The organism is Roseateles sp. So40a, assembly GCF_048081605.1.
Lineage (GTDB): Bacteria > Pseudomonadota > Gammaproteobacteria > Burkholderiales > Burkholderiaceae_C > Roseateles.
The window spans coordinates 916,206-933,514 of record NZ_CP182288.1; the positions used below are offsets into that span (position 1 = coordinate 916,206).

At 66.9% G+C, this 17,309-nt stretch carries 15 protein-coding genes, 2 tRNA genes and 1 rRNA gene; 14 read left to right on the forward strand and 4 right to left on the reverse strand.

The genetic code is table 11. From position 1 onward, the window contains the following. Window positions 1–39: 39 nt before the first annotated feature. The 3 genes from ACNI65_RS04255 to ACNI65_RS04265 are packed head-to-tail and all read right to left on the reverse strand — an operon-like array spanning window position 40 to window position 2,265. The gene (locus tag ACNI65_RS04255) at window positions 40–867 is read right to left on the reverse strand and encodes a BPSS1780 family membrane protein (RefSeq protein ID WP_416761395.1); all 828 of its coding nucleotides are present in this window, start codon (window positions 865–867) and stop codon (window positions 40–42) included. After that, entirely contained in the window at window positions 864–1,847 is a 984-nt protein-coding gene (locus tag ACNI65_RS04260; protein ID WP_416761396.1) for a homoserine kinase, read from the reverse strand. The genes ACNI65_RS04255 and ACNI65_RS04260 overlap by 4 nt, the downstream gene beginning before the upstream one ends. A gap of 55 nt (window positions 1,848–1,902) precedes the next feature. After that, window positions 1,903–2,265 carry a hypothetical protein gene (locus ACNI65_RS04265; protein ID WP_416761397.1) on the reverse strand — a complete coding sequence of 121 codons (363 nt, stop codon included), beginning with the start codon at window positions 2,263–2,265 and terminating at the stop codon, window positions 1,903–1,905. A 113-nt stretch (window positions 2,266–2,378) separates the two neighbouring features. On the opposite strand from ACNI65_RS04265, the gene polA reads away from it, so the two are divergent. The 14 genes from polA to ACNI65_RS04335 all read left to right on the forward strand — a co-directional run bounded on the left by polA (window position 2,379) and on the right by ACNI65_RS04335 (window position 17,085). Next, window positions 2,379–5,156, forward strand: a complete 2,778-nt coding sequence (gene polA, locus ACNI65_RS04270) for a DNA polymerase I (protein WP_416761398.1) — start codon at window positions 2,379–2,381, stop codon at window positions 5,154–5,156. A gap of 181 nt (window positions 5,157–5,337) precedes the next feature. Then, a complete protein-coding gene (locus ACNI65_RS04275) occupies window positions 5,338–6,606 on the forward strand; it encodes a lipoprotein-releasing ABC transporter permease subunit (protein WP_416761400.1) in 1,269 nt (422 codons plus the stop codon). After that, a complete protein-coding gene (locus ACNI65_RS04280) occupies window positions 6,599–7,321 on the forward strand; it encodes an ABC transporter ATP-binding protein (RefSeq protein WP_416761401.1) in 723 nt (240 codons plus the stop codon). The genes ACNI65_RS04275 and ACNI65_RS04280 overlap by 8 nt, the downstream gene beginning before the upstream one ends. A gap of 109 nt (window positions 7,322–7,430) precedes the next feature. Further along, a complete protein-coding gene (gene purU, locus ACNI65_RS04285) occupies window positions 7,431–8,321 on the forward strand; it encodes a formyltetrahydrofolate deformylase (RefSeq protein ID WP_416761402.1) in 891 nt (296 codons plus the stop codon). A 39-nt stretch (window positions 8,322–8,360) separates the two neighbouring features. Beyond that, entirely contained in the window at window positions 8,361–9,197 is an 837-nt protein-coding gene (locus tag ACNI65_RS04290) for a TatD family hydrolase (protein WP_416761403.1), read from the forward strand. Beyond that, window positions 9,194–9,730, forward strand: coding sequence for a DNA-deoxyinosine glycosylase (locus ACNI65_RS04295; protein WP_416761404.1), 537 nt, complete (start codon window positions 9,194–9,196; stop codon window positions 9,728–9,730). Before ACNI65_RS04290 ends, ACNI65_RS04295 begins: the two co-directional genes overlap by 4 nt. Window positions 9,731–9,758: 28 nt before the next feature. Then, a complete protein-coding gene (locus ACNI65_RS04300) occupies window positions 9,759–10,616 on the forward strand; it encodes a spermidine synthase (protein ID WP_416761405.1) in 858 nt (285 codons plus the stop codon). Then, complete coding sequence (locus ACNI65_RS04305; RefSeq protein ID WP_416761406.1) at window positions 10,613–12,394, forward strand: GspE/PulE family protein; 1,782 nt, start codon at window positions 10,613–10,615, stop codon at window positions 12,392–12,394. The genes ACNI65_RS04300 and ACNI65_RS04305 overlap by 4 nt, the downstream gene beginning before the upstream one ends. A gap of 219 nt (window positions 12,395–12,613) precedes the next feature. Continuing rightward, entirely contained in the window at window positions 12,614–13,081 is a 468-nt protein-coding gene (locus ACNI65_RS04310) for a tripartite tricarboxylate transporter TctB family protein (RefSeq protein WP_416761407.1), read from the forward strand. Window positions 13,082–13,091: 10 nt separating this feature from the next. Further along, on the forward strand, window positions 13,092–14,600 hold the full coding sequence (locus ACNI65_RS04315; protein WP_416761408.1) for a tripartite tricarboxylate transporter permease: 1,509 nt from the start codon (window positions 13,092–13,094) through the stop codon (window positions 14,598–14,600). A 288-nt stretch (window positions 14,601–14,888) separates the two neighbouring features. Continuing rightward, complete coding sequence (locus tag ACNI65_RS04320; protein ID WP_416760518.1) at window positions 14,889–15,077, forward strand: hypothetical protein; 189 nt, start codon at window positions 14,889–14,891, stop codon at window positions 15,075–15,077. A 131-nt stretch (window positions 15,078–15,208) separates the two neighbouring features. Continuing rightward, window positions 15,209–16,737: ribosomal RNA gene (locus ACNI65_RS04325) — 16S ribosomal RNA — on the forward strand. Window positions 16,738–16,914: 177 nt separating this feature from the next. Then, a tRNA-Ile gene (locus ACNI65_RS04330) sits at window positions 16,915–16,991 on the forward strand. Window positions 16,992–17,009: 18 nt separating this feature from the next. After that, window positions 17,010–17,085, forward strand: a tRNA-Ala gene (locus ACNI65_RS04335). A 6-nt stretch (window positions 17,086–17,091) separates the two neighbouring features. Here ACNI65_RS04335 and ACNI65_RS04340 read toward each other — a convergent pair. Further along, window positions 17,092–17,280, reverse strand: coding sequence for a hypothetical protein (locus ACNI65_RS04340; protein ID WP_416760519.1), 189 nt, complete (start codon window positions 17,278–17,280; stop codon window positions 17,092–17,094). Window positions 17,281–17,309: the final 29 nt, after the last annotated feature.

Here is a 17,309-nt window from a genome sequence, read left to right on the forward strand (position 1 = left end):
AAGCAGCGTGAGCGTTCGACGACGTGCTCGGGGCGGCGCTCAGGTCGGGGTCTCGGTCGCCTCGGGCAGGTCGCGGGGCGCGCCGAACATGAAGCAGTCGATGAACGTGAAGTACAGCGAGCAGTAGAACCCCGTCATCAGCGCCATCATCAGCGGCAGCAGGATGAAGGGCAGGGCGCTGACCAGGCCCAGCACCAGGCACAGCAGCGTGATCGACATCATGACGCCGAAGCTCAGCGCGGCCCACACCAGGCCCGACAGCGCGAAGGCGCCCTTGTTGCGCCACACGCCGAGCGTGCTGGAGAACAGCGCCTGCATCACGCCCTGACCGCCCCAGTGGATCAGCGCCGGCGCGTGCCAGAACGGAATCGACAGCAGGGCCAGCAACGTGACGCGCAGCGCCACCGACGGGCCGATGTCGGCCTGGGCGGCGATCAGCTCGAGCGCCTGCGGATCGCCCTTGGCATTGGCGACCTGTTCCATCGCGCGCACCAGCGCGCCGCCGTCCAGCCAATGGGCCAGCAGCATCGCGAGGATGGTCGTGACGGTGTAGAGCAGGCCCAGGCCGATCTGCGCGCGTCTGCGTTCCTTGGTCAGCTGCAGCGGCTGCAGGAACACGGCCGCCGTCGGCGTGTGCGACTGCAGCACCTGGTGCGCTGCCAGCATGAAGGCGAGCGACACCAGCGGCAGCGCGCTCATGACCAGCAACTGGCCCAGCAGCGGCACGAACTGCAGCACGGCCGAGGCCAGCATCACGGTCGCGAACAGCCCGATCAGCGCGATCGGCTTGCGCTGCAGCACCTTCAGCCCGTGGCGCACCCACAGCAGGCCGTTGCGCGGCGGGACCGATTGCAGATGCAGGATCATGACTGGGGCTCCAGCGCATGCCAGGGCCTGGCGATGCGCTCGCGCAGGACGCGCTCGAAATGGGTGGGGTCGTGGGGTTGGAGGAGGCTGGCCTCGCGGGGCAAGTGGAAGTCCCACAGCCGCGAGATCCAGAAGCGCAGCGCCGCCGCGCGCAGCAGGCCCGGCAGCAGCCGGTGCTCGGCGCCGGTCAGCGGGCGCACCGTCTCGTAGGCATGCACGAAGGCCGCGGCGCGCTGCTCGTCGAGCCGGCCGCTGTCCAGGTCGATGCACCAGTCGTTCAGGCACACGCACACGTCGAAGAGCAGGCTGTCGACGCCGGCGAAGTAGAAGTCGAAGAAGCCGCTGAGCTTCTCGCGCCCCGGCAGTCCGTCGAACATGACGTTGTCGCGGAACAGGTCGGCGTGGATGGGGCCGCGCGGCAGGGCGGCGGCGCTCGGGGCGAGCTGCTCCTGGAAGTCCAGCTCCTCGCGCAGCAGCGTCGCCTGTTCAGCGCTGAGGTGCGGCAGCACCACCGGCACGGTCTCGCGCCACCAGGGCAGGGCGCGCAGGTTGTCCTGGTGCAGCGGGAAGTCCTGGCCGGCCAGGTGCATGCGCGCCAGCCCGGCGCCGACCTGCTCGCAATGGAACACGTCCGGCGCGAGCTGGTGGCCGCCGAGCAGCTTGTCCACCACCGCCGCCGGCTTGCCGGCGACCGTGTGCAGGATGCGGTCCTGCGCGTCGGGCTGCGGCGCGGGCACCGGCACGCCGCGGCGGGCCAGGTGGCGCATCAGCTCCAGGTAGAAGGGCAGCTGCTCGAAGCTCAGCCGCTCGAAGATCGTCAGCACGAACTCGCGCGTCTCGCCGTCGCGGGTGGTGGTGACGAAGTAGTTGGTGTTCTCGATGCCGGCGCTGATGCCCTTGAGCGACTGGAGCTCGCCCAGGTTCAGCGTGTCCAGCAGCGCTTGCGCCTGCTCGGTCGAGACGTCGGTGAATACGGCCATGAAGCGGGGGAAGAACGTGCCGCGTGGCCGACCTGCTCTGGCCGGCCGCGACGGATCAGAAATTGAAGAGGCGCCAGACCCGCGCGCCCGCGTTGCCGCGGTCGGCGCCCTGACGGGTGGGGATGTCGCGACCGGTGTCGCCGAGCAGGATCTCGTACTCGGGCGCCTTGCTGTCCTTGTTCTTGACCACGACCTTTTGGGTCAGGCCACGCACCCGGGTCTCCTCGATGCGAACCTTGTCGTCTTCATTGACGAGCTGTTCGACCTTCACTTCCGGGACGTCGCGGAACTTGATCGGTTCCGCGGACGCCGGAGCCGGTGCCGGCGCGGGGGCCGGCGCCGAGGGTTCGGCCGCATGGGCCTGGAGCGCGACGGCGGCCAGGACGGCGAACACTGGAATGAGGCGGATGGTCTTCATGGTGGGGCGATTCTAAGCGCGCCCCCTCGAAAACCCTGTTCCCCTGGGCGAGGGTGCGCGTCAGGCGCAGGCTGCTGACACGGCGGGTGGCGCGCGCCTGCAACAATGGCGGGATGAGCAAACCTCTGATGCTGCTGGTCGACGGTTCCAGCTACCTCTATCGCGCCTACCACGCCATGCCCGACCTGCGCGGCCCCGAGGGTCAGCCCACGGGCGCCATCCACGGCATGGTGGCGATGCTGAAGAAGCTGCGCGACGACTACGGCGCCGAGCACGCCGCCTGCGTCTTCGACGCCTCCGGTCCGACCTTCCGCGACGAGTGGTACCCCGAGTACAAGGCCCAGCGCGCCCCGATGCCCGAGGACCTGCGCGCGCAGATCGACCCCATCCACGAGGTGGTCAAGCTGCTGGGCTGGCCGGTGCTCACCGTGCCCGGCATCGAGGCCGACGACTGCATCGGCACGCTGTCGCGCGTGGCCGCCCAGGCGGGCCACCAGGTTGTGATCTCGACCGGCGACAAGGACCTGGCGCAGCTGGTGACGCCGGACGTCTCGCTGATCAACACGATGAGCAACGAGAAGCTGGACGAAGCCGGCGTGCTGGCCAAGTTCGGCGTGCCGCCGGACCGCATCATCGATTACCTGACCCTGATGGGCGACACGGTGGACAACGTGCCCGGCGTCGAGAAGGTCGGCCCCAAGACCGCCGCGAAGTGGATCGGCGAGCACGGCTCGCTGGACGGCGTGATCGCCAACGCGGAGAAGATCAAGGGCGTGGCCGGCGAGAACCTGCGCAAGGCGCTGGACTGGCTGCCGATGGGCCGCCAGCTCGTCACGGTGAAGCTGGACTGCGACCTGTGCCTGCACGTCAGCGGCTGGCCCGCGCTGGAGTCGCTCGCCTTCAACCCGGTCGACGAGGCCGGCCTGCTGGCCTTCTACACGCGCAACGGCTTCAAGACCTGGAAGCGCGACCTCGAGGGCAAGCTGGGCGGCGACGCGCCCAAGCGCGCCGCGCCCGAGCCGGACCTGGGCGGGGCCCCGTCGACCGACCCGTACGCCGAGCACGCCCATCCGGCCCTCCCGCTGGACAAGCGCTACGAGACGATCATCGAGATGTCCCGGCTGGACGCCTGGATCGAGCAGCTCAACGCGGCGGAGCTGGCGGCCTTCGACACCGAGACCGATTCGCTCGATCCGATGCAGGCGCGCATCGTCGGCATCAGCTTCAGCGTGAAGCCGGGCGAGGCCGCCTACATCCCGCTGCGCCACGAGGGCCCGGACGCGCCCGAGCAGCTGCCGATGGACGCGGTGCTGGAGAAGCTCCGGCCGTGGCTGGAGGACCCGCTCAAGCGCAAGGTCGCGCAGAACGTCAAGTACGACACCCACGTGCTGGCCAACCACGGCATCGCCGTGCAGGGCACGGTCTACGACACGATGCTGGAGAGCTACGTGCTGGAGGCCCATCGCGGCCACGGCCTGGAGGCGCTGGCCGACCGCGTGCTGGGGCGCAAGGGCCTGAGCTACGAGGACCTGTGCGGCAAGGGCGCGCATCAGATCCCGTTCGCGCAGGTGGAAGTGGCCAAGGCGTCGGAGTATTCCTGCGAGGACTCCGAGATGTGCCTGCACGTGCACCAGACGCTGCTGCCGCGGCTGGAGGCGGACGCCGGGCTGAAGTTCATCTACGAGCAGGTGGAGATGCCGGTGTCGGCGCTGCTGGCGCGCATCGAGCGCACCGGCGTGCTGATCGACGCGGCGCGGCTGCAGGCGCAGAGCGCCGACCTGGGCCAGCGCATGGTGGCCGCGGAACAGGCCGCCTATGAGATCGCGGGCCAGCCGTTCAACATCGGCTCGCCCAAGCAGATCGGCGAGATCCTGTTCAACCGGCTGGGCCTGCCGGTGGTCAAGCGCACGGCCACCGGCGCGCCGTCCACCGACGAGGAGGTGCTGGAGAAGCTGTCGGCGGACTTCCCGCTGCCGGCCAAGATCCTGGAATACCGCGCACTGTCCAAGCTCAAGAGCACCTACACGGACAAGCTGCCGCTGATGGTCAACGCGAAGACGGGGCGCGTGCACACGACCTACTCGCAGGCGGTGGCGGTGACGGGGCGGCTGTCCAGCAACGAGCCCAACCTGCAGAACATCCCCATCCGCACGGCCGACGGCCGCCGGGTGCGCGAGGCCTTCATAGCGCCGTCGGGGCACCACATCGTGTCGGCGGACTACTCGCAGATCGAGCTGCGCATCATGGCGCACATGAGCGAGGACCCGGGGCTGCTCAAGGCCTTCCAGGAAGGGCAGGACGTGCACCGCGCGACCGCGGCGGAGGTCTTCGGCGCGGCGCTGGACGCGGTCACGCCGGAGCAGCGCCGCTATGCCAAGACGATCAACTTCGGGCTGATCTACGGCATGGGCGCGTTCGGGCTGGCGCAGTCGCTGGGCATCGAGAACAAGGCGGCCAAGGATTACATCGACCGCTACTTCACGCGGTTCGCCGGGGTGCGCCAGTACATGGACGATACGAAGCAATTCGCCAAGGCGAAGGGCTATGTCGAGACCGTCTTCGGGCGTCGGTTGTGGCTGCCGGAGATCAACTCCGGGAACGGGCCGCGGCGCAGCGGGGCGGAGCGTCAGGCGATCAACGCGCCGATGCAGGGCACGGCGGCGGATCTGATCAAGCTGGCGATGATCGCCGTGCAGCAGGCGCTGGACGAGCAGGGCAAGCGCACGCGCATCGTCATGCAGGTGCACGACGAACTGGTCTTCGAGGTGCCGGACGAGGAACTCGACTGGGTGAAGGCCGAGGTGCCGACGCTGATGGCCGGCGTCGCGGCGCTGAAGGTGCCGCTGCTGGCCGAGGTCGGCGTCGGGGCGAATTGGGACGAGGCGCACTGAGCCCTGCGTCGAGCCCTCACCCCAACCCCTCTCCCGCTTCGCGGGCGAGGGGCTCAAGGGCTGGCCCCCTCGCCCGCGGAGCGGGAGAGGGCGGGGGTGAGGGCTCTACGCGGCACTCGGTCTGTCTCATCAGCCAGCTCTAAGCCGGCAGGCGGGAGGGACCGGTTAGCATCCACCCCCTATGAATTGGCCCTATGAGTTGCAGATCGGCTGGCGCTACACGCGAGCCGGGCGTGGGGGGCGCCGCAACCGCTTCATCTCCTTCATCTCCGGCGTGTCGATGTTCGGCATCGCGCTGGGCGTCGCGGCATTGATCATCGTGCTGTCGGTGATGAACGGCTTCCAGAAGGAAGTCCGCGACCGGATGCTCTCGGTGATCGCCCATGTGGAGCTGCTCAACGACAGCGGCGACGGCCTGCCGGACTGGCGCGCCGTGGCTGACCTGGCGCGCCAGAACCCGCAAGTCCTCGGCGCGGCGCCGTTTGTCTCTGGCCAGGCGCTGATCGCGCGCGGCTCCGACATGCGCGGCACCATCGTCCGCGGCATCGACCCGGCGCTGGAACCCAGCGTCACGCCGATCGCCGCCGAGCTCGCCAAGGACGGCCTGCTCGACCGGCTCCAGGCCGGGCAGTGGAACGTGATCCTGGGCGTCGAGCTCGCGCGCCAGCTCGGCGTGCAGACGGGCGACAAGATCACGCTGGCCATCCCCTCCGGACAGGTGACCCCGCTGGGCGTGCAGCCCACGCTGCGCCAGTTCACGCTGGTGGGGATCTTCAAGGCCGGGCATTACGAGTACGACAGCGGCCTGGCGCTGATCCACGTCGGCGACGCGGCGAAGGTCTTCCGCACCGGCACGCCCAGCGGCGTGCAGCTCAAGCTGCGTGACGCGCAGCAGGCGCCCGCCGTCACCTACGAGCTGCAGCGCGCGATGCTCCAGGCGCGCCAGTCCATCTTCGTGCGCGACTGGACCAGCACCAACAAGAACTGGTACGACGCGGTCCGGGTCGAGAAACGCATGATGGGCATCATCCTGACGCTGATCGTCGCGGTGGCCGCGTTCAACCTCGTGTCCACGCTGGTGATGACGGTCACCGACAAGCAGGCCGACATCGCGATCCTGCGCACGCTCGGCGCGAGCCCACGCTCGATCATGGGCGTCTTCATGATCCAGGGCGCGCTCGCCGGCGTGATGGGCACGCTCGGCGGCCTGGGCCTGGGCCTGGTCGTGGCGCACAACCTCGACGTCATCGTCCCCTTCATCGAGAAGATGCTGCACACCACCTTCCTGCCCGCCAGCATCTATGTCATCAGCCACATGCCCAGCGATCCGCAATGGGCCGACATCGTGCCGATCACGGTGATCTCGCTGATCCTGGCCTTCGTCGCGACGCTCTATCCGAGCTGGCGCGCCAGCCGCGTGCAACCGGCGGAGGCGCTGCGTTATGAATGACGTGAAGGACAAGCGCCAGGAAGGCAAGCATGCGGGCGTGGTGCTGCAGGGCCTGGGCCTGGGCAAGCGCTTCGTCGAGGGTCCGCTGGACGTGCAGGTCTTCCACCAGCTCGAGCTCAACGTGAAGGCCGGCGAGACGCTGGCCATCCTGGGCGCGTCGGGCTCGGGCAAGAGCACGCTGCTGCACCTGCTGGGCGGCCTGGACAAACCCAGCGCCGGCCGCGTCGAGCTGATGGGACGCGACCTCGCGTCGCTCGGCGAGCGGGCCCGCGGCGAGTGGCGCAACCAGCACCTCGGATTCATCTACCAGTTCCACCACCTGCTGCCGGAGTTCAGCGCGCTGGACAACGTGGCGATGCCGCTGCGCATCCGCCGCGTCCCGCAGGAGCAGGCCCGCGAGCAGGCGCAGAAGGTGCTGGCCCGGGTCGGCCTGGGCGCGCGTGTCCAGCACCGGCCGGGCGAGCTCTCCGGCGGCGAGCGTCAGCGCGTGGCGATCGCCCGCGCGCTGGTCACCGGGCCGGCCTGCGTGCTGGCCGACGAGCCCACCGGCAACCTGGATCGCGCCACCGCCGCCACCGTCTTCGACCTGATGCTGGAGATGGCCCGCGAGCTGGGCACCGCCTTCGTCATGGTCACCCACGACCAGGATCTGGCCGGCCGTTGCGAGCACCAGCGCCGACTGGTCGGCGGCGCGCTGCAGACGCTGAAGGACTGACGGCGAGCACCCGGCCTCTTCGAGGCTGGCACCGAGGCTGGCACCGAGGCTGGGTTGCCCGATCGCGAGGCCGGGGTCGCGCCGGGGCTGGATTACGATGCGCGGCATCATGACCGCCTCGACGCCCACCTCGGAATCTCCGTCCACCCGCTTCATCCTGAAGCTCAGCTGCCCCGATCAGGCCGGCATCGTCCACGCGGTGACCGGTGTGCTGCTCGCGCAGGGCGCCAACATCCTGACCTCGGCCCAGCACGGCGACGCCGACCATCGGCGCTTCTTCATGCGCATCGAGTTCGAGTGCGCGCAGGCCCGCCCGGCCGCCGCGCTGCGCGAGGTCTTCGCGCCGCTGGCCGAGCGCCTGGCGATGGACTGGGAACTGGTGGACGCGCAGCGCAAGACGCGGGTGCTGCTGCTGGTGTCCAAGCTCGGACACTGCCTGAACGACCTGCTGTTCCGCGTGCAGACCGGCCACCTCGCCATCGAGATCCCGGCGATCGTGTCCAACCACCGCGACTTCTATCAGCTGGCCGCCTCGCACGACATCCCGTTCCACCACCTGCCGCTGCTGCAGGCCACCGACGAGCAGAAGCAGGCGCAGGAACGCAAGATCCGCGAGCTGATCGAGGATCAGCAGATCGACCTGGTCGTGCTGGCGCGCTACATGCAGATCCTGTCGCCCGAGATGTGCCGCTACCTGGAAGGCCGCGCGATCAACATCCACCACAGCTTCCTGCCCAGCTTCAAGGGCGCTCGCCCGTACCACCAGGCCCACGAGCGCGGCGTCAAGCTGATCGGCGCGACCGCGCATTACGTGACCTCCGACCTGGACGAGGGCCCGATCATCGAGCAGGACGTGGCGCGCATCGACCACTCGATGACGCCCGACCAGCTCGTGGCCATCGGCCGCGACACCGAGTGCGTGACGCTGGCCCGCGCGATCCAGTGGCATGCCGAGCACCGCGTGCTGCTCAACGGCCACCGCACGGTGGTGTTCCGCTGAACGCCGGGCAGGCGAGCGCCTTGCCGATCATGGCCGGTCATGTGGATTGACACGCACTGCCACCTCGACGCCTCGGAGTTCGACGCCGACCGCGACGCCGTGATCGCCCGCGCGCGGGCCGCGGGCGTGTCGCAGATCGTGATCCCGGCGGTGGTCGCCGGCAACTTCGAGACGGTGAGGGCGCTCGCGCACGCGCATGGGTTCGCCTACGCGCTGGGCATCCACCCGCTGTTCGTGATGCACGCCCGCGAGGACGACCTCGACCGCCTGGACCGGATGCTGTCCGAGTGCCGCGACGACCCGCGGCTGGTCGGCATCGGCGAGATCGGCCTGGACTTCTTCGTGAAGGACCTCGACGCCGCGACGCAGCAGCACTTCTACCTGGCGCAGCTCAAGCTCGCCAAGCGCCACGGCCTGCCGGTGATCCTGCATGTGCGGCGCAGCGCCGACCAACTGCTGGGCGGCCTGCGCCGGGTGGGACTCGAGACCGGCGGCATCGGCCATGCGTTCAACGGCAGCCGCCAGCAGGCGGACGCCTTCCTCGAGTTGGGCTTCAAGCTGGGTTTCGGCGGCACGGTGACCTTTGATCGCTCGCTGCAGATCCGGCGGCTGGCCGAGGAACTGCCCGCCGAGGCGCTCGTCGTCGAGACCGACGCGCCCGACATCCCGCCGCAGTGGCTGTATCGCACCGCCGAGGAGCGCGCCGCCGGGGCGACGTCGCGCAACGAGCCCGGCGAGCTGCCGCGCATCGGTGCCGACCTGGCCGCGCTGCGTGGCTGGACGCCCGAGGAAGCCGCCGCGGTCACCTCGCGCAACGCGCGCGCGGCCTTGCCCGGGCTGCAACGCCTGGCCGGCGAGGACGCCGCATCCGCATGAGCGCCGCCGCGGACCGGGGCGGCGAGCCGGCGCCCGAGCGCTGGTCGGGCCTCGCGCCGGTGCATGCGCCGGACGCGCAATGGCTGCTGCTGGGCAGCTTCCCTGGTGTCGCGTCGCTGCGCGCGCAGCAGTATTACGGACATCCTCGGAACCAGTTCTGGCGGCTGGTGGGCGAGGTCCTGGGCGTCGATCTGGTGGCGATGGGCTACGCGGAGCGGCTGGCCGCGCTGCGCGCCCACCGGGTCGCCGTCTGGGACGTGATCACCGAGACCGAGCGCGAAGGCAGCCTGGACAGCGCGATCCGCAATCCCGACGCCAGCGACCTCGGCCGCCTGATCGCCGAATTGCCGGCGCTGCGCACCATCGGCTTCAACGGCGGCACGGCCCATCGTCTCGGCCTGCGCCAGCTCGGCCCGCTTGCAGCCCGTTACCGCGTGCTCGCGTTGCCGAGCTCCAGTCCCGCCCACACGATGCCCTACGATGCCAAGCTTCGCGCCTGGCGGGAGCTCGCCGGGCCATTGACCGACCTCTGACACAAGACCGGGCCCGCGCGGACCCGGCATGGGAACCATCGCCGTGAGCAAGCACCGGGACGCCAGAACGCCCAAGACCGGCAAGGACGCCAGGAAGACCGATTGGGTTGAAGCCACGCTGAGCGAATACGACGGCGTGCGTTTCCTGCACCTGGATTCGATCTGGGTGCAAGGCGCGATGCGCCTGAAGAAGCCCGAGAAGCTGGAGCTCGAATACATCCAGCGCATGATGGCCTGGATGCTGTGGCGCGACGCCCGCGAGATGACGCAGGGCACGGCGGTGCAGCTCGGGCTGGGCGCCGGCGCGCTGACGCGCTTCTGCCGCAAGGTGCTCAAGATGAAGACCACGGCCGTGGAGATCAATCCCACCGTCATCAGCGCCAACCGCCATTGGTTCCACCTGCCTGACGACGACGACCGGCTGCGCGTGCTCAACGAGGACGCCGGCAGCTGGGTCGCGGACGCCGCCAACTGGGGCACGGCGCAGGTGCTCAACATCGACCTCTACGACCATGAGGCCGCGGCGCCGGTGCTCGACGACGAGGCCTTCTACGCCGATTGCCGGCGCGTGCTGGCCGACGGCGGGCTGATGACGGTCAACCTCTTCGGCCGCAGCGCCAGCTTCACGCGCAGCGCCGCGCGCATCGCCAAGGTCTTCGGCTCCGACCAGGTGTGGCACCTGACGCCCACGCGCGAGGGCAACACGATCGTCGTGGCCGCGCGCGGCATCGAGGTCCCGTCGCGCGAGGTCCTCGAGCAGCGCGCCGACCACATCGAGGCGCGCCATGAGCTGCCGGCCCGCAAGTGGCTCAAGCTCGTGCGGCCGCTGCCGATGAACGTGATCCAGCAGATCCACGCGGCCGCGGCCGCCGACGAGGCCCCATGAAGAAGACGACCAAGCCGGAGGAGAGTGCCGGCAACAAGCTGGAGTGGCGCAAGCTGCTGCACTGGCTGGCCGAGGACGGCGTCATCGACGCCGAGCAGGTGCAGCGCACCGAGGCGCGTTTCGCCGCGGGTCACAGCGCCCAGCATCCGCTGATCCGGCTGGGTGGCGCGGGCCTGGTGCGCACGGCCAACGGCAAGCCGCTGGACGCGGAGTCGCTCACCGAATGGCTGGCCGGCCGGCTCAAGATGCCTTACGTGCGCATCGATCCGCTGAAGGTCGACGTGGGCCGCGTGGCCGATGTGATGTCGGCCAACTACGCCGAGGCGCGCCGCTGCCTGCCTATCCAGGTCGGCCTGACCGACGTGACCATCGCGACCGCCGAGCCGATGGAGACCGGCTGGGTCGCGCAGATCGAGTCGCACACGCGCAAGCGCGTGAAGCTCGCGCTGGCCAATCCGCAGGAGATCTCGCGCTTCACGACCGAGTTCTTCACGCTGGCGCGCTCGGTGCGCGCCGCATCGAAGAGCGGCGAGGTCAACCAGCCCGCGAGCTTCGAGCAGCTGGTCGAGCTCGGACGCAGCAACCGGCAGCTCGACGCCAACGACCAGGGCGTCGTGCAGGTCGTGGACTGGCTCTGGCAGTACGCCTTCGACCAGCGCGCCAGCGACATCCACCTGGAGCCGCGCCGCGAGATGGGCGTGATCCGCTTCCGCATCGACGGCGTGCTGCACACCGTCTACCAGCTGCCGCCCACCGTGATGAGCGCGATGACCGCGCGCATCAAGCTGCTCGGGCGCATGGACGTGGTCGAGAAGCGCCGCCCGCTGGACGGCCGCATCAAGACGCGCAATCCGGCCGGCGAGGAGGTCGAGATGCGGCTGTCCACGCTGCCCACCGCCTTCGGCGAGAAGATGGTGATGCGGATCTTCGACCCCGACACCGCGGTCAAGGACCTGGCGCAGTTGGGGTTCTCCAGCCACGACGCCGAGCGCTGGAACAAGCTCACCAGCCGCCCGCACGGGATCATCCTGGTCACCGGACCGACCGGCAGCGGCAAGACCTCGACGCTGTACTCGACCCTCAAGCGCCTGGCCACGGAAGAGGTCAACGTCTGCACGGTCGAGGACCCGATCGAGATGATCGAGCCCGCGTTCAACCAGTCCCAGGTGCAGTCGGCGATCGATTTCAATTTCGCCGAGGGCCTGCGCGCGCTGATGCGCCAGGACCCGGACATCATCATGGTGGGCGAGATCCGCGACCTGGAAACCGCGGAGATGGCGATCCAGGCCTCGCTGACGGGTCACCTGGTGTTCTCGACGCTGCACACCAATGACTCGCCCTCGGCGATCACGCGGATGGTCGACCTGGGCGTGCCCAACTACCTGATCGACGCGACGGTGATCGGCGTGCTCGCGCAGCGCCTGGTGCGCACGCTGTGCCCCAGCTGCAAGGAGCCCGATCCCGACGTCACGCGCGAGTCGCTCAACGAGATGCTCAAGCCCTGGCGCCTGAATGGCGGCGTCAAGCCCTACCGGCCGGTGGGCTGCCTGGACTGCCGCAATACCGGCTACCGCGGCCGCGCCGGCCTGTATGAGCTGCTGCTGCTGACCGACAGCGTGCGCAAGCACCTGCACCCCAGCACCGACATGAACGCGCTGCGCCGCCAGGCCCTGCAGGAAGGGCTGAGACCGCTGCGCCTGGCCGGCGCGATGAAGGTCGCCGAGGGCGTGACCACGATGGAGGAAGTGCTGCGCAGCACGCCGAACTGGGAGACCTGATCGCTCCGACCCGCTCCCGACGTCGCTCACCGCCCCCGCGAGCCCGGGGGCAGGGTAAGTCCGCGCAGACGCGGCGCGAGGCCCGTGCCGCCTGGGCTCGTGAAGATCGCCATACGCCCGGTGCGAGGGATGGTGTCGCCCATTACGTGATAACCACAGAACCTCTGGGGGACCCGATTCCTAGAATCGCGGCCATTCAAGCCGATAGAGGTTCCCTCGATGAAGATCAAGAGTCAACGCGACTTCTGGTCAGGGCTGATGTTCGTGGTCGTTGGCGTCGCGTTCGCGTGCGGCTCGATCATCAACTACAGCTTTGGCACGTCCGCCCGCCCCGGGCCCGGTTATTTCCCGTTCGGTCTGGGCGTCCTGCTCGCCATCCTTGGCGCGGTCGTCCTGTTCAAGGCGCTCACCATCGAGAGCGAAGGCGGCCAGCCCGTCGGCGCCTTCGCCTGGAAACCGCTGCTGATCGTCGTCGGCGCGATCGTCCTCTTCGGCTTCGCGCTGCCGCGCCTGGGCATGATCATCACGCTGCCGCTGCTGATCACCGTGTCCTCGATGGCCAGCGACGAGTTCAAGTGGCGTGACGCGCTGCTGAGCAGCGTGGTCCTCACCGCCGGCAGCTACGCCATCTTCATCTGGGGTCTGAATCTCGTGATCCCCATCTGGCCGACCTTCCTGGGCGGCTGAGGAGTCACGCATGGATCTGATCAACAACCTGATCTTGGGGTTCGGCACGGCGTTCACGCTGGAGAACCTCCTGTACGCGTTCGGCGGCGCCGTCCTGGGCACGCTGATCGGCGTGCTGCCGGGCCTGGGCCCGGTGGCCACCATCGCGATGCTGCTGCCGTCGATCTACTCGCTGGACGCGACGCCGGCGCTGATCATGCTGGCCGGCATCTATTACGGCGCGCAGTACGGCGGTTCGACGACCGCCATCCTGATCAACGTGCCGGGCGAGTCCTCGTCCGTGGTCACCGCCATCGACGGCTACCAGATGGCCCGCCAGGGCCGCGCGGGTTCCGCGCTGGCCGCGGCCGGCCTGGGTTCGTTCTTCGCGGGCTGCGTGGGCACGGTCATCATCGCGGCCTTCGCGCCGCCGCTGACCGAGCTGGCCTTCAAGTTCGGTCCCGCCGAGTACTTCTCGCTGATGGTGCTGGGCCTGATCGGCGCGGTGGTGCTGGCCTCGGGCTCGCTGGTCAAGGCGATCTCGATGATCCTGCTGGGCCTGCTGCTCGGCCAGGTGAACACCGACGTGATCTCCGGGACACCACGGTTCTCGTTCGACATACCGGAGCTGACGGACGGCATCAACTTCGTCGTGATCGCGATGGGCATCTTCGGCTTCGGCGAGATCATCGCGAACCTGGGCCAGCCGGCCGAGCATCGCGAGGTCTTCACCAAGAGCGTGAAGGGCCTGTGGCCGACCAAGCAGGACTTCCATGACGCCTGGCCGGCGGTCGTGCGCGGCACGGCGCTGGGATCGGTGCTGGGCGTGCTGCCGGGCGGCGGCGCGCTGCTGGCCTCGTTCGCGGCCTACACGCTGGAGAAGAAGATCTCCAAGACGCCGGAGAAGTTCGGCAAGGGCGCCATCCAGGGCGTGGCGGGTCCGGAGTCGGCCAACAACGCCGGCGCGCAGACTTCCTTCATCCCGATGCTGACGCTGGGCATCCCGCCCAACGCGGTGATGGCGCTGATGGTGGGCGCGATGACCATCAAGGGCATCCAGCCCGGCCCGCAGGTCATGACCAGCAACCCGGAACTGTTCTGGGGCCTGATCGCCTCGATGTGGGTCGGCAACCTGATGCTGGTGATCCTGAACCTGCCGCTGATCGGCATCTGGATCAAGCTGCTGACGGTGCCCTACCGCTTCCTGTTCCCGGCGATCGTGGTGTTCTGCTGCATCGGCACCTACACGCTGAACAACAACAACTTCGACGTGTTCATGACGGCCGCGTTCGCGGTGGTGGGTTATCTCTTCTACAAGCTGAGCTGCGAACCTGCGCCGCTGCTGCTGGGCTTCATCCTGGGCCCGATGATGGAAGAGAACCTGCGCCGGGCGCTGCTGCTGTCGCGCGGCGACTGGAGCACCTTCCTGTCCCGGCCGCTGTCGGCGGGGCTGCTGATCGCGGCGGCGCTGATGGTGGTCATCGTGATGCTGCCGTCCATCAAGAACAAGCGCGAAGAGGCGTTCCAGGACGCCGACTGACCCGTCGGGTGGCCTCGGCCTCCCGCTTCCCTATAAGGAAGGCCCGCTTCGGCGGGCCTTTTTCATTCCCGAGCGGCGAGTTCCGATCTGGATTGGCGCGCGGGCAGGGTGGCCGGCGAACGAGTTTCCCGGAGAATCAAGGGCTTACCCGCACTTCGTGCGAAACGCGATCAGCTCTCTGAAACTTTCCGGCGTAGTGCTTGCGAGCCGTTCCGAGCCTGTGCTACAGTCGCGGTCTTCGCTGCACAGACAAATGTTTTGCAGCGATCCCCGGAGGAACTGCTGGGGATGCCGAGTGATGAACCGGGCTTTGCCCGGTTTTCATTTGGCGGCGAGATTCTCGCAGTCGACGATGAAAATAATTTCTCTGACTGCTTGACGAATTCAAAAGAAATCGTTCATAATCTCGCTTCTGCGCTGCTGACAACAAATCAGCGACGCGACGAAGGCGGCGAAAGCCACTTCGATGTTCTTTAAGAATTTACAGCCGATAAGCGTGGGCGTCTGAACGAGCGACCTGAGAAGGTTAAATCGAAACTAGACGCTCACGGAAAATGAATGAAGCTATGAAAGTAGTCTTTGTTCGATTCCGTTGAGTATTCAAGATCGAACTGTAGAGTTTGATCCTGGCTCAGATTGAACGCTGGCGGCATGCCTTACACATGCAAGTCGAACGGTAACGCGGGGCAACCTGGCGACGAGTGGCGAACGGGTGAGTAATGTATCGGAACGTGCCCAGTTGTGGGGGATAACTGCTCGAAAGAGCAGCTAATACCGCATACGACCTGAGGGTGAAAGCGGGGGATCGCAAGACCTCGCGCAATTGGAGCGGCCGATATCAGATTAGGTAGTTGGTGGGGTAAAGGCCTACCAAGCCGACGATCTGTAGCTGGTCTGAGAGGACGACCAGCCACACTGGGACTGAGACACGGCCCAGACTCCTACGGGAGGCAGCAGTGGGGAATTTTGGACAATGGGGGCAACCCTGATCCAGCCATGCCGCGTGCGGGAAGAAGGCCTTCGGGTTGTAAACCGCTTTTGTCAGGGAAGAAAAGACTCCTACTAATACTGGGGGTTCATGACGGTACCTGAAGAATAAGCACCGGCTAACTACGTGCCAGCAGCCGCGGTAATACGTAGGGTGCAAGCGTTAATCGGAATTACTGGGCGTAAAGCGTGCGCAGGCGGTTATGCAAGACAGATGTGAAATCCCCGGGCTCAACCTGGGAACTGCATTTGTGACTGCATGGCTAGAGTACGGTAGAGGGGGATGGAATTCCGCGTGTAGCAGTGAAATGCGTAGATATGCGGAGGAACACCGATGGCGAAGGCAATCCCCTGGACCTGTACTGACGCTCATGCACGAAAGCGTGGGGAGCAAACAGGATTAGATACCCTGGTAGTCCACGCCCTAAACGATGTCAACTGGTTGTTGGGAGGGTTTCTTCTCAGTAACGTAGCTAACGCGTGAAGTTGACCGCCTGGGGAGTACGGCCGCAAGGTTGAAACTCAAAGGAATTGACGGGGACCCGCACAAGCGGTGGATGATGTGGTTTAATTCGATGCAACGCGAAAAACCTTACCTACCCTTGACATGCCAGGAATCTTGCAGAGATGTGAGAGTGCTCGAAAGAGAACCTGGACACAGGTGCTGCATGGCCGTCGTCAGCTCGTGTCGTGAGATGTTGGGTTAAGTCCCGCAACGAGCGCAACCCTTGTCATTAGTTGCTACGAAAGGGCACTCTAATGAGACTGCCGGTGACAAACCGGAGGAAGGTGGGGATGACGTCAGGTCATCATGGCCCTTATGGGTAGGGCTACACACGTCATACAATGGCCGGGACAGAGGGCTGCCAACCCGCGAGGGGGAGCTAATCCCAGAAACCCGGTCGTAGTCCGGATCGCAGTCTGCAACTCGACTGCGTGAAGTCGGAATCGCTAGTAATCGCGGATCAGCTTGCCGCGGTGAATACGTTCCCGGGTCTTGTACACACCGCCCGTCACACCATGGGAGCGGGTTCTGCCAGAAGTAGTTAGCCTAACCGCAAGGAGGGCGATTACCACGGCAGGGTTCGTGACTGGGGTGAAGTCGTAACAAGGTAGCCGTATCGGAAGGTGCGGCTGGATCACCTCCTTTCTAGAGAATGACGAGACCGCCAAGTGACTTCGGTTGCTTGGGAGAGTCGAGTCCACATAGCGAGTTCAGCGCGCCCACACTTATCGGCTGTAGTCACACAACAGTGAGTGAGAAAACGCGTGAGCCTGGCGAGCTGGCCTTGCTGGTTGGCGCGACAGGGGCACGCAAAGAATGCGTGGGTCTGTAGCTCAGTCGGTTAGAGCACCGTCTTGATAAGGCGGGGGTCGCTGGTTCGAATCCAGCCAGACCCACCACGAGGATCGAGAGATCTTGGGGGATTAGCTCAGCTGGGAGAGCACCTGCTTTGCAAGCAGGGGGTCGTCGGTTCGATCCCGTCATCCTCCACCAATCACTTCACAGGGTGGCAAACCACAGCAGCGAGACAAGCGCTGTTGTGGTTTGCCAGTCTCGACTTTTTAGTCGGCTGTTGTTCTTTAACAATTCGTAGAGTCGAATCAGCGTTGCTGGCGGAAAGCTGGCGCTCGTAAAGGGGCGCTCGGCACCGTGCCGCCAGCGACATTTGATTGCGTCAACAAACTTCAACTCTGAACTTCAGAGTCGAAATTGAAGAA

Coding starts and splice junctions, on each gene's coding strand:
- ACNI65_RS04300 (WP_416761405.1), top strand. CDS start 9,759: ATGGGAACCATCGCCGTGAGCAAGCACCGGGACGCCAGAACGCCCAAG.
- ACNI65_RS04255 (WP_416761395.1), bottom strand. CDS start 867: ATGATCCTGCATCTGCAATCGGTCCCGCCGCGCAACGGCCTGCTGTGG.
- ACNI65_RS04265 (WP_416761397.1), bottom strand. CDS start 2,265: ATGAAGACCATCCGCCTCATTCCAGTGTTCGCCGTCCTGGCCGCCGTC.
- ACNI65_RS04290 (WP_416761403.1), top strand. CDS start 8,361: ATGTGGATTGACACGCACTGCCACCTCGACGCCTCGGAGTTCGACGCC.
- ACNI65_RS04275 (WP_416761400.1), top strand. CDS start 5,338: ATGAATTGGCCCTATGAGTTGCAGATCGGCTGGCGCTACACGCGAGCC.
- ACNI65_RS04280 (WP_416761401.1), top strand. CDS start 6,599: ATGAATGACGTGAAGGACAAGCGCCAGGAAGGCAAGCATGCGGGCGTG.
- ACNI65_RS04315 (WP_416761408.1), top strand. CDS start 13,092: ATGGATCTGATCAACAACCTGATCTTGGGGTTCGGCACGGCGTTCACG.
- ACNI65_RS04295 (WP_416761404.1), top strand. CDS start 9,194: ATGAGCGCCGCCGCGGACCGGGGCGGCGAGCCGGCGCCCGAGCGCTGG.
- ACNI65_RS04310 (WP_416761407.1), top strand. CDS start 12,614: ATGAAGATCAAGAGTCAACGCGACTTCTGGTCAGGGCTGATGTTCGTG.
- ACNI65_RS04305 (WP_416761406.1), top strand. CDS start 10,613: ATGAAGAAGACGACCAAGCCGGAGGAGAGTGCCGGCAACAAGCTGGAG.
- polA (WP_416761398.1), top strand. CDS start 2,379: ATGAGCAAACCTCTGATGCTGCTGGTCGACGGTTCCAGCTACCTCTAT.
- ACNI65_RS04260 (WP_416761396.1), bottom strand. CDS start 1,847: ATGGCCGTATTCACCGACGTCTCGACCGAGCAGGCGCAAGCGCTGCTG.
- ACNI65_RS04320 (WP_416760518.1), top strand. CDS start 14,889: ATGCCGAGTGATGAACCGGGCTTTGCCCGGTTTTCATTTGGCGGCGAG.
- purU (WP_416761402.1), top strand. CDS start 7,431: ATGACCGCCTCGACGCCCACCTCGGAATCTCCGTCCACCCGCTTCATC.